Source organism: Moorena sp. SIO1F2 (assembly GCF_010672755.1).
GTDB lineage: Bacteria > Cyanobacteriota > Cyanobacteriia > Cyanobacteriales > Coleofasciculaceae > Moorena.
This window is the reverse complement of record NZ_JAAHFV010000176.1, coordinates 1-13,186: the sequence shown is the minus strand read 5'-3', so window position 1 is coordinate 13,186 and position 13,186 is coordinate 1. Positions and strand designations below refer to the sequence as shown.

Annotated in this window: 10 protein-coding genes, 1 tRNA gene and 1 pseudogene; 5 read left to right on the top strand and 7 right to left on the bottom strand. The window is 44.4% G+C overall.

Annotated features, from left to right (window positions below; genetic code table 11):
- Positions 1–228 precede the first annotated feature (228 nt).
- Positions 229–861: a phosphoribosylanthranilate isomerase gene (locus F6J94_RS19905; protein ID WP_293043603.1), complete on the top strand. Its 633-nt coding sequence runs from the start codon at positions 229–231 to the stop codon at positions 859–861.
- 97 nt (positions 862–958) lie between these two features.
- Here F6J94_RS19905 and F6J94_RS19900 read toward each other — a convergent pair whose 3' ends face one another.
- Together F6J94_RS19900 and F6J94_RS19895 are read right to left on the bottom strand one after the other, a co-directional pair.
- The gene (locus F6J94_RS19900) at positions 959–2,959 is read right to left on the bottom strand and encodes a DICT sensory domain-containing protein (protein ID WP_293043601.1); all 2,001 of its coding nucleotides are present in this window, start codon (positions 2,957–2,959) and stop codon (positions 959–961) included.
- A gap of 123 nt (positions 2,960–3,082) precedes the next feature.
- Positions 3,083–3,715, bottom strand: coding sequence for a pentapeptide repeat-containing protein (locus F6J94_RS19895; protein WP_293043599.1), 633 nt, complete (start codon positions 3,713–3,715; stop codon positions 3,083–3,085).
- Between the two features lie 475 nt (positions 3,716–4,190).
- On the opposite strand from F6J94_RS19895, the gene F6J94_RS19890 reads away from it, so the two are divergent.
- Positions 4,191–5,216: an Hpt domain-containing protein gene (locus F6J94_RS19890; protein WP_293043597.1), complete on the top strand. Its 1,026-nt coding sequence runs from the start codon at positions 4,191–4,193 to the stop codon at positions 5,214–5,216.
- A 21-nt stretch (positions 5,217–5,237) separates the two neighbouring features.
- Here F6J94_RS19890 and F6J94_RS19885 read toward each other — a convergent pair whose 3' ends face one another.
- Entirely contained in the window at positions 5,238–5,759 is a 522-nt protein-coding gene (locus F6J94_RS19885) for a hypothetical protein (RefSeq protein WP_293043595.1), read from the bottom strand.
- A 280-nt stretch (positions 5,760–6,039) separates the two neighbouring features.
- Here F6J94_RS19885 and F6J94_RS19880 point away from each other — a divergent pair, with 280 nt between their 5' ends.
- The gene (locus F6J94_RS19880) at positions 6,040–7,584 is read left to right on the top strand and encodes a YcjF family protein (protein ID WP_293043593.1); all 1,545 of its coding nucleotides are present in this window, start codon (positions 6,040–6,042) and stop codon (positions 7,582–7,584) included.
- Between the two features lie 200 nt (positions 7,585–7,784).
- On the opposite strand, the gene F6J94_RS19875 is transcribed toward F6J94_RS19880, so the two are convergent.
- The 3 genes from F6J94_RS19875 to F6J94_RS19865 all read right to left on the bottom strand — a co-directional run bounded on the left by F6J94_RS19875 (position 7,785) and on the right by F6J94_RS19865 (position 9,887).
- Entirely contained in the window at positions 7,785–7,985 is a 201-nt protein-coding gene (locus F6J94_RS19875) for a hypothetical protein (protein WP_075898656.1), read from the bottom strand.
- A gap of 146 nt (positions 7,986–8,131) precedes the next feature.
- On the bottom strand, positions 8,132–8,971 hold the full coding sequence (gene mazG / locus F6J94_RS19870; protein ID WP_293018416.1) for a nucleoside triphosphate pyrophosphohydrolase: 840 nt from the start codon (positions 8,969–8,971) through the stop codon (positions 8,132–8,134).
- 310 nt (positions 8,972–9,281) lie between these two features.
- Entirely contained in the window at positions 9,282–9,887 is a 606-nt protein-coding gene (locus tag F6J94_RS19865; RefSeq protein WP_293043591.1) for a metal-binding protein, read from the bottom strand.
- Positions 9,888–9,947: 60 nt separating this feature from the next.
- On the opposite strand from F6J94_RS19865, the gene F6J94_RS19860 reads away from it, so the two are divergent.
- Both F6J94_RS19860 and F6J94_RS19855 read left to right on the top strand, forming a co-directional pair.
- A tRNA-Val gene (locus F6J94_RS19860) sits at positions 9,948–10,019 on the top strand.
- Between the two features lie 384 nt (positions 10,020–10,403).
- A pseudogene (locus tag F6J94_RS19855) lies at positions 10,404–11,674 on the top strand (RNA-guided endonuclease InsQ/TnpB family protein).
- Positions 11,675–11,785: 111 nt separating this feature from the next.
- On the opposite strand, the gene F6J94_RS19850 reads toward F6J94_RS19855, so the two are convergent.
- Positions 11,786–12,943, bottom strand: a complete 1,158-nt coding sequence (locus tag F6J94_RS19850) for a mechanosensitive ion channel domain-containing protein (protein ID WP_293043587.1) — start codon at positions 12,941–12,943, stop codon at positions 11,786–11,788.
- Positions 12,944–13,186 lie beyond the last annotated feature (243 nt).

The window sequence follows — 13,186 nt, the reverse complement described above, 5'->3', positions numbered from 1 at the left end:
GGCTCTCCTAGGGTGGCTATGATAAATTAGTATAAAATAATCCCCATAGCCTTTACTAAGTAAGGTTTTGAGTAATTTAAAAATGCAATTTTAATAAAACTGTATTTTGAGTTGATTGAATCCCTTGTTATTTAAGGGGTTAAGCTAATTTAAACTACTAATTTAGTATAATCAGTCTAGGAGAGCCATTAAAATTAACGAGTAACAAGGGACAAGTAACAAGTAACAATGCGTGTAAAAATTTGTGGCATTACGAAACCGGAGCAAGGAAATGCGATCGCAAAATTGGGAGCAACAGCATTAGGCTTTATTTGTGTACCAGGCTCTCCTCGTTACGTTACACCCCAGCAAATTCAAGTCGTGGTCAACCACTTGTCCGTATCAGTTGACCGCATTGGTGTGTTTGCTAATACCTCTACGGAAGAAATCACTCAAATTGTCGCTGATTCAGGGATAAATGCCGTTCAGCTGCATAGTAATGAATCCCCAGAATTTTGCCAAAAGCTGCGCCAAGCTTTACCAGAGATTGAAATTATTAAAGCCTTAAGGATAAGAACTCCAGAATGTTTAAATCAGGCAGATAGTTATTTAAGTTGTGTAGATACACTATTGCTAGATGCTTACCATCGAAAAATGTTGGGCGGCACTGGTAAAACCTTAGACTGGCAAAGGCTACAAAAATTTCGTCCCAGTATCCCTTGGTTACTAGCTGGTGGCTTGACACCGGATAATGTCTTAGATGCCCTAACGTTGGTGCAACCCAGTGGGATTGATTTATCCAGCGGTGTAGAGCGAACACCAGGTGATAAAGATTTAAAAAAGGTTGCTCGGTTATTGGAGAAATTAGGATTAAGAGTTTAAGGTTGAAGGTTGAAAGTTAAATGTTAAATTTTAAAGGTTGAAGGTTGAAGGTTGTTGGCCTTTGGCGTTCGGTGTAGGGTAGGTTTAAGATTAAAGATCAATAGTCAACAGTCAACAAGGTTTGGGATGATTCCAATGGAATGGTAAAGTGGAATTGACTACCTTGATTTTTCCCCTCAGACTTAGCCCAAATTTTTCCACCCATACCTTTAATAATCTGACGACAGATAGCTAGACCAAGACCTGTGCCACCAACAGTGCGTCGGAGTGAATCTTCCTCTTGATAAAAACTTTCAAATATTGCGTCTAGCTGACTGGGTTCAATACCCCTACCTGTATCCGCTACAATTACTTCTAGCATAGGATTACGGTGGCGATTCTTGGTTATCAATCCCACCGAATCAGGTTGAGTTTCATTAATTTGGGCTTGGATAGTGATTTTACCCCCTGGCTCAGTAAACTTACAGGCATTATCTAGGAGTTTGGTTAAGACTTCTACCAATCCTTCACCATCTGCTAGGACTGTAGGTAACACAGAGGGTAGTTTAACGTTGATTTCTGGTAGTGTATCTGGTGACCAAATTGATCTCAGAGCAGAAAGAGCCAAGTCTAGGACTTCGATAATCTGGATGGATTCAGGGTAACGGGATGTCTGACCACTTTCTAACTTAGACAGAGTGAGGAAATCTTGAATCAGTTTACGCATGCGCTCGGCATCGGTTAACGCCGTATCAAGCATAGTTTGCCGAAACTCCGTTGGCATTTCTGGTTCACTCTCTAAACTTTCTAGGCAAACTCGAATAGTTGATAAGGGAGTTCGTAATTCATGACCAACGATAGCAATCAGATTATTGCGGGTTCGTTCTAGGGCTTCTAGTTGGTTATGGAGTTGAGTTAAGTCAGTATAAGCTTGGGCTTGATTCAACGCTACCCCAGCTTGAGTTGCGATCGCTTCTACTAAATCAATCTCGTCTTCGAGCCATCTATAGGCTTCCGAACCGCCATGGTGAAGTTCGAGCATCCCCAGCAGTGTTCCTTGATAGTGTATTGGTACCAGTAACCAAGATCGAATCTGCCAACGCTCAATAGTTGTCCTCAGAGCTGGGTTATTGTGTAAGTTGGGAGCTCCAGTAACATCAGCAATGGCAATGGCTCGTTCCTGAGCTAGAGCGACTTGAATTAGAGGATTATCTGCTAACGACCACATCTGTCCATTGAGGGACGGTAAACCAGAAGCAACCGATTCATACTCAATTTTTGCTTGCTGGTCACTAGGACTACAGCGGTAAAGCAGGCAACGGCAAGAATTAAAGGTGTTTCCTAACTCCTTTACTGTCGCTGCTAGAACATCTTGGGGATTGAGGGAGCGACGGATGGTGGCGGTGATGGCATTAATCAGACGCTCCTTGCCTTCTTTGGTGGTCAGGACTCGATAAGCTTTCAGGAGCTTATATTGACTAGCTTGCAGATAAGTTACCAGCCGCTGAGCAAAAATACTAATATCAATCCCTGCACTCGTCAGCAACAATGTTTTCTCTGGGAGCTCTGTGGTCAAACCATAGTGCTGCCATACCTGCTCCACTTTTGGGGCTAGTTCTGGTCGATAACTAGCAATCCGTCCCAGTAACAGTCGAGCAGCATGAATAGTAACCCGGGGGTCAAAGGACCAAAATCCCTCAAACCTGCGCGCCTGATCGATCGAAATTGCTGGTGTCAGTTGTTCTCGACAAATTAGGCAAGCTGTATACTTCTGCGCCAAAATCACCAGGTGCCACTCTTGGGCAAGACCATCATTTGGGTCTAAGGGGATAATTTCTAAGGATTGTTCAACCACAGCAAAGCCAGACTCGGATTCTGGTGCCGCCAGCACATAAACTTGGTTTGTACGTTGGGCAATTCGCTGATAGCGGTGGACTTCCTGACGATAAAACTTTTCATGCTGGAAATTGGCAATCACCAAGGGAGAGTCATCCACTGCTAGCACGAGGTCTTCCATGGCATGAGAAAGAGCTGTCAAGGAAGATTTGAAGTACATTTGGCAGCGCAGATCTGGTAACTCTTGCCGTAAATCTCCCAGTAACGAATTCGGATTATTCACCTAGAAATCCCTCCCTAATTAGTCCCACTCCACCCATGAGGGGGATAGTTTTACCTCAACAAACCCTTTTGATCAAACAAACCCTTTTGATCAAACCAACCCTTTTGATCAAGGGATTATTTATTAGTTGTTAGCTGTTAGCTTTTGGAAGTTTGAATATTCACTACTGAGTTGATCTGGTACCGTTGCCCCAGAAAGCTCAGCCTGACCCAAATCTACATCACACAGACTAACCCGTCTCAAGTCTACCTGACTCAAAATTGCTCCACTCAAGTTTGCTTGAGAAAGGTCAGCATCACACAAATTTGCTCTAGTCAAGTCTGCCTGGTGCAGACAAGCACCAGTCAAGTTAGCCCCTCTTAAGTCAGCGTAGCGTAGGTCTGCCCTGGTTAAATTGGCTCCTCGCAAATCGGTATCCTGAAGAACGGTTAATCTTAAATCGGCTCGGGTTAGAATAGCTTGGCGCAGGTTTACTCTAGTCAGATTCGCCCGAATCATAAATGCCTGACTCAAGTTAGCCTGCACTAGAGAGGTTTTTTTCAAATTGGTTCGCCACAGTTTCGCTCCAGTCAGATTTGCCTGATTAAGGTTGACTTCCTGTAAAACCGCGAGACTCAGGTTGGCGTCAGCTAGGTTGACTCGTCTGAAAATTACTCCAGTCAGATTGACTTCACTCAGGTTGATTTGCTGGAGATCTACTCCACGGAAATCCCTCTCACCTGCTGAATAACGCTCTAGAAGCTCAATAGTATCCATTTGGGGTATCCATAGCTGGCAGCTGCGCCAACATGACATAGTGTTAATTTTAATGTAACATAATGTTAAGAATACTTTTTGTATGTAAATGATTATGTTAAATTAGGAAGTTTTATCCGGAGATAAGCTATTCTTATCGGTGCCTGCAATCGATTGGTGATAAAATATGAAGCTTACCCGAACAGGTAAGTGTCGGCTTCAAGCTAACCCTAGCTATTCCTTGTGCTTTTAAGCTGGCGTAAAGTCTTTGCTGACTTGGTGTGGGATGCCACAATAGAGATCCAACTCAAGATCTAAGAGCAGTTTTCACAATTGATAGCCCAATAGCTGATTTGGAGGTAAGCTCAGAATAAGCTGTTGCTGTAACCAACGCTATGGTCTACTGATTTTAAAACTGCGTTCACCAGATCGAATGTTGCTCTGATGATTATCATCAATCTGTTGTGATTAGCCGTTCTGATAAGGAAAAATTGCCGTGGAAGCTGGGAATCAGCAAAGGATTTTAGGCTATTTCATTGAAGAAGCGAAAGAACACCTGGAAACCATTGAACAGGGACTGTTAAATCTGGGCTCAGTGGTCAATGAACCAGAGACGGTTAATGAATTGTTTCGCGCTGCTCATTCTGTTAAAGGCGGGGCGGCGATGTTGGGATATACAAGTATTCAAAAGACTGCCCATCGTTTAGAGGATTCTTTCAAAGTACTTCAAGAGAATAAGATTAAGGTTGATCAACAGCTGGAGACTCTGTTTTTAAAGAGTTATGATACCCTCAAAGCTTTGATTGATCTGTTGGAAGGACCGTTTGGGTTTGAGCAAAGTGAAGCAGAAAAAATTCTAAAAGCAGCTCAGCCAGGCTTTGAACAATTACAGAATTATCTCAAAACTTTGGTCAGTGGTGAGAGTCAATTACCAGCGGCAATGGCTTCTAGCTCTGCTGCTGAAAAAGCGATTCGTTCTGATCAAGTTTCGACTAGCAAAGCTTCTTCTTCAGCAAAAGGGAAATTTCCCCCAGACTTTGGGCCGAAGGTGATTAGCCTGCTTAAAGATATGCTAGAGCTGTTTAAACAATCTTCCACACCAACCAATCGCCAACAACTTCAAAAGCTTTGTAAGCGTCTGGCTCAACTGGGGGCTGGGATTGGTAGTTGGCATAAATTAGTGGGAGTTTGCCATAAAGCGATCGCAAATCCTCAAAACTCCTATATCCAGTTAGCACCATTAGTGATCAAAGAACTCAAAGAAGCTAGTGACCAGTTGCAAGCAGCACAGGGTAATCTAGAGGAGTTGCGAAAGGCAGCGGCTGCGATCGCTCCGAGTTCAGCACTGCAAAAACTAGCAGCTGTAGGATCTACTCGGCCAAACCGAACCACTAAGGGTAAGGAAATTACGATTGTGCTAGAACCAAAAGCCGCCGCCAAGGTACTGATCCAAGCCTTTGATAAACCCCAGCTGTCAAAACTGGTTAAGTTACTGATTCCAGCAACTCGTGCTTCTTCCTAGGCCAACGAATCGCACTTTTGATTAACGTCCTAAGTGCCGTGATGCCAGCTGCATGGCATCATAAATATCCACATCCCCATCCCCATCAGCATCTAGAAAGCCACTGAGTACAGAATTAGAACCAAGGGGATTCTCAATATTGGTGCCAGTCTTGAGGAAATTCAACACTACGGGTACCAGGGTGGGTAGCATGGCTTGAATGATACCAGCATTAATACCTGTCTTGCTAGTAATTTCTCCAACAAGCTCCTGAATCTGAGGCGCACTAAAGAGCATATTGACCACTTGAGAACTAGCACCAATGCCACCAAATTGATTAACTAGTGCTTGTACCTGCTCATCTCCTTCATTTCTGCGCTTTTGTTGCAGCGCTGAACGCACATACTTACCTACAATTGAGGTGGCAGATTGCACCGCTGAGGGATTGGTGTGATGGTTACCACTCAACTGCTGTACCGTGTCCAGAATATCCCCTAGCTGACTAGAGCTAGCTTCTTGTGTAGGACTATTAATGGCACTGAGAATACTATTGAATAAGTTCATTGTTTTTTAACGGATTTAAACAGTCAGTTTTAAACAGTTCTTTCCAAAATCAATCATGAATGACTGATTGATTATAGTTCCCTACTATAACTTATGGCTGACTAGTTAACGTGAACTCCCCTCAACTAGACCCTTGGAGTTAGTTGCGGCTTCGAGTCTCTTTCGCTGTTACCTCCATCCACTCTTATTACAAGTCTTAGACAGCGTCTCGGGTTGCTGGAGATGGGGGAATTCTTGCCGGATCTTCTAAGATTAATAATTAAAACCTATCCTATCTTCCATGCCCCTGCCACGTCTACTAACCCTAATTATTGGCCTCATTATTATTCTGGGGCTAATGCTTTGGTTGATTAATGGTATATACCAACTATATATCCAAATTTCCTTTACTGCTCCGGTACTGGCTAATTTACTGCTGCTGTTGGTGATTACCTTGCTAGGGCTACTAATATGGGCTTTAATCTACACCATGGGGTTATTTGGTAAATCCCGGAAACGTCCAGGTAAGGGTCGTCTGGAACCTAAAGCCCCGGAGGTAAAAACTGAAGCAGCAGAAGAAACCCTTAAAGCAGTAAGGCAACAGGTCAAACAGATTCAGGATGAAGTGTCACGGCAAGCGATGCTGCGTCGCTCTGAGGAAATTGAAGCTATCCTCTCCCGTGGGGAACTGTTAGTGGTAGTGTTTGGTACTGGTTCAGCGGGGAAAACTTCTCTAGTCAATGCTTTGATTGGTCGGATGGTGGGTGAAGTCGGTGCGCCCATGGGAACGACGGAGGTTGGGGAAACCTACAAACTAAAGCTGAAGGGATTAGAACGCCCAATTCTGATTACTGATACACCAGGAATTTTAGAATCTGGCGTGGTTGGCACTCAGCGAGAGCAATGGGCACGACATTTGGCAACGGAAGCGGATTTGTTGTTGTTCGTGGTGGATAACGACTTACGACACTCAGAGTATGATCCATTCCGAAAGTTGGCAGAGATTGGGAAGCGATCGCTTCTGGTCTTCAATAAAATTGACCTGTACACGGAACAAGACTCAGAGAGGATTCTAGCACGATTGCGCCACCGAGTAAGGAGCTTTATTGCTGGTTCAGATGTAGTTGCGATCGCAGCCAATCCCCAGCCTGTTACCCTAGAAAATGGTCAGCTTTGCCAACCTGAACCGGAAATTTTGCCCTTAATCCGTCGCTTAGCTGCTGTATTAAGAGCAGAGGGAGAAGAGTTGATTGCTGATAACATACTGCTACAATCCCAACGGTTAGGCCAAGAAGCTCGACACATCCTCGACAAGCAGCGCAGGCGAGAAGCAGATAAGGTGGTGGAACGGTTCCAGTGGATTGGAGCAAGTGTAATTTCTCTGACTCCTTTACCTGTGGTGGATTTGTTAGCAACTGCAGCAGTCAATGCCCAAATGGTGGTGGAAATTGGCAAAATCTACGGCTGTGAACTGAATATGGAAAGGGGTCGGGAATTAGCCCTATCCTTGGGAAAAACCTTAGCTAGTTTGGGCATTGTCAAGGGAGCGATTCAAATCCTTAGCACTACACTAAGGTTGAATCTTGCCACCTATATTGTCGGCAAAGCGATTCAGGGGGTAACCGCTGCTTATCTAATCCGAATTGCTGGGAAAAGCTTTATTGAATACTTCCGCAATGACCAAGACTGGGGAGATGGAGGGATGAGTGAAGTGGTCCAGAAGCAGTTTCAGTTAAACCAGCGGGATGAGTTTATTAAAGCCTTTGTCAGTGAAGCGATCGCAAAAGTAGTCAAACCTCTGACAGGGAAACCAGAAGCCCAATCACCAATCGATGAAAGGGACTAAATCAAGGGCAAAGCCAGGAAATCATAAATCTCCGCCAGAATGCCTATCAAATCGACTCACATTCCTGTTTAATGAAATAGAGTAGATTCAATGTTTTCTCCAGCCCCCCATGCCCCTCACATCAATGGGGGTTTCTTTTTATCTATCGTTTTATATATCCTTTTCTCAAGGAGACTCATCCACTACCTATAGTCAAAGCACTAGGTAGCAAGCTTCACCCTGCCCCGATTTACAGCGTGGAGCAATCTGTCGATGGAGTCTCTCTCTTCGGAGGTGAGTGAATCCTCCAATAGTGCTGCCATCAATCCATATCGATCAGCAAGAGTAATTTTTCCAGAGCTGCTAACTTTAGCAAATAGTTCTGGTATAGCACCGGGAATAAGACGAACTGGAGCCAACATTATACTATAGGGTAATGGCTGTTGTTTATATTTTTAACCTTTTTCCGGAGCTTGGGGATGTGGGGCTATACCCCCTGTTAAATCAAGTCCGGTTGAATACCCACTTTCTACTCCCACTAACTTTGCTGAATTCTTCTAAGGAGACCCTACTTCTGAGCTAACAGTGCTTTAGCCTTTTGCCAGAGAGCATCCAACTCATCTAAGGTGTAATCAGACAGTGGGCGCTCAGCCAATGCTTCCACTTGCGCTAACCTTTCAATAAAGCGTGCTTGGGTTCCCTGCAAAGCAGCTGAAGGGTCAAGGTCATACCAACGCGCTATATTAATCAGAGTAAACAGTACGTCTCCCAATTCTGCTTCCTGGTGGGCTTTATCGTCCTGTTCAAGTGCTTGTTGAAACTCAGCCAATTCTTCGTGAAACTTATCCCAAACTCCCTCAACATTATCCCACTCAAACCCACCACTAGCGGCCTTTTTCGATATCTTCATCCCAGCCATTAGGGGGGGAAGGGTTTTACTATAGCGACTGAGTTTATGACTCAATAATTGCTTATCCGCAACGGTTTCTCCTTTCTCTGCTGCCTTAATGTCCTCCCAGTTTTGACGCACCTCCTCGACATTATCAACCTGGACATCACCGAACACATGGGGATGACGGCGGATTAGTTTTTGAGTAATCCCCTGAGCTACCTCGGTCAAGGTAAACTGACCTTGCTCACTACTAATCTGAGCTTGCAGAACTACCTGCAATAACAAATCCCCCAACTCCTCTGCGATCGCATTTTGATTGTTACTGCGAATCGCATCCACTACTTCATAAGCTTCTTCAATCACATAAGGAATTAGGGACTGAGGGGTCTGAGCCAAATCCCAAGGACAACCACCCTCAGGCGATCGCAATCTGGCTACTACATCAATCAACTCTTGCAAAGCCGCCAACATCGAAACCTGATCAACTGGCTGAGCTTGTTCCGGGGAAGTAGACATAAAACCGAAAAGCGAAACGCCACTTAATTAGTCTTAACGAAATCTACCACTAATGCCAAATTTTAGGTAAGCATTCAGCTATCAGCTATCAGCTATCAGCTATCAGCTATTAGCTATCAGCTTATGCCCATGCTACTTGAAGTGCTATCAGCTTTCAGGCGCTTTAACTGTACGGGGTCGGATCAGTAAAGCGAGCAGGGATTTTCAACCAGCCGTACCAGCACCCCCCACCTTGTTTACTACCTCCCGTTGATTAGCTGACGGCTGACAGCTGATAGCTGTTGGCGTAGCCTGCGCGTAGCGCATATGCTTACCTTTTGCCTTTGCGTGCTTTGGGTCTTTGTGGTTTACTCTTACCGGCACCCCTGCCCTTGCTCCTCCCTTGCTTGCCAGACCATAACCCCGTGATCCCCCTTTTTTTAAACTCCTTATAAGCGGAACTTCCCCAATCACTGACAAAATGCGCGATCGCACCCAACTCTAATCCCACCACACAGGCCATCAACCAGGTACGATATTCCCACACCCTACCGCCCAGCCCTTGAATCAGCTCTAGCCAACGATCTGGTTCATCCTGGAATAGCTGAAACACCAGCAATCCCACACCCCCAAACAAGACGAGCCAATTGGCTAGATAAAGCAGTCGCAAAATTGTTCCAATCACTGGTCCATGAGAAAAAATAGAACGGTGAGGCACCATCCTCTGATAAGGGATCCAAATCCAGCGCAACCAGCCCCAACGCTTAAAGGGTCGAGAGTATAGATCTAAATCAGGGCTAAACATCAAGCCACCGAACAGGAAGCCTCCAGCTACAATCAAGGTCAAATCACTACTCCGGGTTACTACCAGGCTCAAAACCGTGACTACTGGCAAACTCCACAAGGTTATGCGATCATGTATATAGCCAGAGGACATATTTTTTATAGTTGTTGTCGTCTTTGGAAAAATATGCTATAGTAAGTAAGTATTGCATACGGGCGGTTAGCTCAGCGGTAGAGCGCCTGCCTTACAAGCAGGACGTCACTGGTTCGAATCCAGTACTGCCCATGTCCGTTTAATTCCAAAGTTAAACTCCAAGGTTAAACAAAGAACTAACTCTCGCTTGTTAGTTCTTTGTTTACTACCTCCCTTTGATTAGCTAACCCGCGAGAAGCCCCGCGCCCTACTTGATAAAGTGGGCGTCGGGATGATAGCGGGGCAATGAAGTGAAACGTAATTGCCAACTAAGACTCTTTTGGTTCAGGGAAACGAGCTATCAGGCTTCTAAGCAGCTCAGAACAGGTCATCCCTCTGCGATCAGCTTCCTGTTTCAGCTGCTTCTTTTCAAAACTAGTCAGCCTAATCATTAAATTTTTATCTTTCATTTTGCCTTGACATCTGTAAACACAAGTGTTATTTTGATAATAGGTCGAAAAACAGGAGATGGCAATAATGAGGGCAGCTTATCAATACCGCTTAAGATTAACCAAGTCACAAGAAGCAGAAGTAGAGAAATGGCTTGACATGCTTAGGTGTCAATACAACTACCTACTAGCTGACAGATTCAACTGGTATGAGCAAAATCGCTGTTCTATCAACTCTTGCCCTCTTGTTTGCCACCTACCGGCTCTAAGAAATAACCCTGACTACTTTTCCCAGAAAAAGACTTTACCTCAATTAAAGAAGGATAGACCCTGGTATAGTTCAGTGCAGTCTCAAGTTCTTCAAGACTGCGTCAAAAAAGTAGATCTAGCTTTTAAACGGTTTCTTAAAGGGGATGTCAACGGGAGAAAGAGCGGAAGACCTCGCTTCAAAGGGAAAAATAGATATAGATCGTTTACTTTCCCTTCTTTGGGCAAAACTCCTATAAATGGGAATATCTTGACTCTTCCAAAATTTGGGAAAGTTAAGATGATTTATCATCGACCCATTCCAGAAGGATTTAAGATCAAGACAGCTACCATTACCCGGAAAACTGACGGTTATTACGTCACGCTGTCTATTCAAGATGATACCGTATCGGAAATTATCCCCATAGACAAGGTGGATAACCCTGTCGGGATAGACATGGGACTTAAATCTTTCCTGGTAAAGTCTGATGGTTCAGAGGTACCTATCCCCCAATACTATCGGAAAGCTCAAAAACGATTAAAGAAAATCCAGAAAACTGTCAGCAGATCAAAGAAAGGAAGTAATAATAGGAAAAAAGCTGTTAGTAAGTTAGGAAAAGCTCACAAAAAAGTAGCTGACACTCGAAAAGACTTTCATTTTAAAACAGCAAAAAATCTACTAGACAACCACGATCTAGTAGCTCATGAGAAACTCAACATTAAGGGTTTAGCCAAGACTAAACTAGCTAAATCTGTCTTAGATGCTGGATGGGGGCAGTTCCTGTCTATTTTGTCAGTCAAAGCCGTTCGCGTAGCGTGGCCTACGGCCTTAAATGCTGGACTGATTGCAAAAGCAGTGAACCCCAGAAATACCAGCCAAAACTGTTCCAATTGTGGAACAAAAGTCCCTAAAGAATTAAAAGACCGCATCCATTCTTGTCCTCACTGTGGTTTTACAGCAGATCGTGATGTGAATGCGGCAATAAACATTTTAAATTTGGCGGTGGGGCGTCCCGTCAGGAGTAAAGCTTGCCGAGTAACCGTTCGCGTAGCGTCGGGCAAAGCCCGATAGGGGTACCTGGTGTTGGCAAGAAGCCCGCGTTGTCCCGTTAGGGCAACGTCGGGAGTACGTCACCATCATAGCTAAGGCTGATAGCTGACGGCTGACGGCTGAACGCGCACGCGTGAGCTTTTAGCTGACGGCTGACGGCTGACGGCTGAACACTAAATTATCATAGCCACACTGGGAGAGCCATTCTGCTTCAGCTGTTTGTAGTCTTGAAGTTGCTTTTCCAGCTCAACATGCAGGTGATCAATTTCCTCTTTTTCCAGGATTTGTAATAGGGCTAGATTCAAGTTTTGCTGGGCAGCAAAGTAGAGGTTGGGATCAATCACAAATACCCTAACTATAATCACACGAGCATTCTCTTCAATGTGGGAAAATAAAACTAATAGTTTCTGCTTGTGCAAGCCATCGATAGACGGAATTTTTTCTTCAATAGCCTGACAAATTCGGCTAGTTTGCTCAGCCGAAATCCCATCAACTTTCAGAGTTAAATTTATGCCCCACTCAAAGGTATCGCCAGTCTTCTGGGACCAATTTTCCACAACGCCAGCAATCATTTTAGAATTGGGAACTTTTTTGATAGAACCCCACTCAGTCAGACGAAGCTGTGTACTTCTCAGACCAATACTGACGATCTGAACAAAACCATTTACGCCGTCAACTCCTACCCAGTCACCGGGTTTATAGAGACCATCAGCGTAGATAATCACCGTACAAAACCAGTCATAGATAATATCTTTCAATAACAAACCTAAGGCAACACCTGCGCCACCGACTAGACCGATCAGTGCACCGGCAGATGCCCCCAACAAAATCTCACTGGCTTTAATCACAGCAATCAGGATTGCTGCTGTCTGAAAAAGCCTTGGGAAGTAGGGGACGAACAAATCGTCCAGTTCAGTTTCAGTGTGTGCCGCCAATCCGGCTAGCAGCTCCCCCAGTAGTGGAGCAGCACGGTAAAGAATATAGGTGACAATGAACAGAGCGCTGACAAAGAGAATCTCGGGGATTTTCTGATTCTGTTCAGGACTAAGATGGGTTGCCACAACACTATTTACTAGCCATAGTCCAGCCAGCCAAATTAGCCAGCCTAATGGTGCTCTAAGAATCTTAATAAACTCATCGTCTAGGGTGCTTTCTGTAGCGCTAGTCAGACGCTCGATTCTGTCAATGATTATGGCAGTGAACAAACCTCGACATATGTGGGTGAGGAAGAGGATGACCACCATAATAAGTATTGTGGAAACAGGGATGTTGCCCAGCTGGAAGTCGGAATCAAATATTCTTTCTTTGATTAAGTTGATAAGGTTTTCCATAGTTTTGACTAAAATAGAACAGCAGAGAGCTCGATCTGCCTAGTTGCACTGGTTCTTAAACTTAGATATTGCACTAGGACAAAACTAGTTAATAATAGGTAAAGTTGCCTCGAATAGCAGATGATTTAAAGACTAGTTATTAGTTACAGCGGTTTGCACTTCAGTTAAGTACAAAGTTTTGGTTTTGTAGGGAGCAGGGAGCAGGGAGCAGGGAAGAGGGAAGATGAGAAACAATGTGTACCA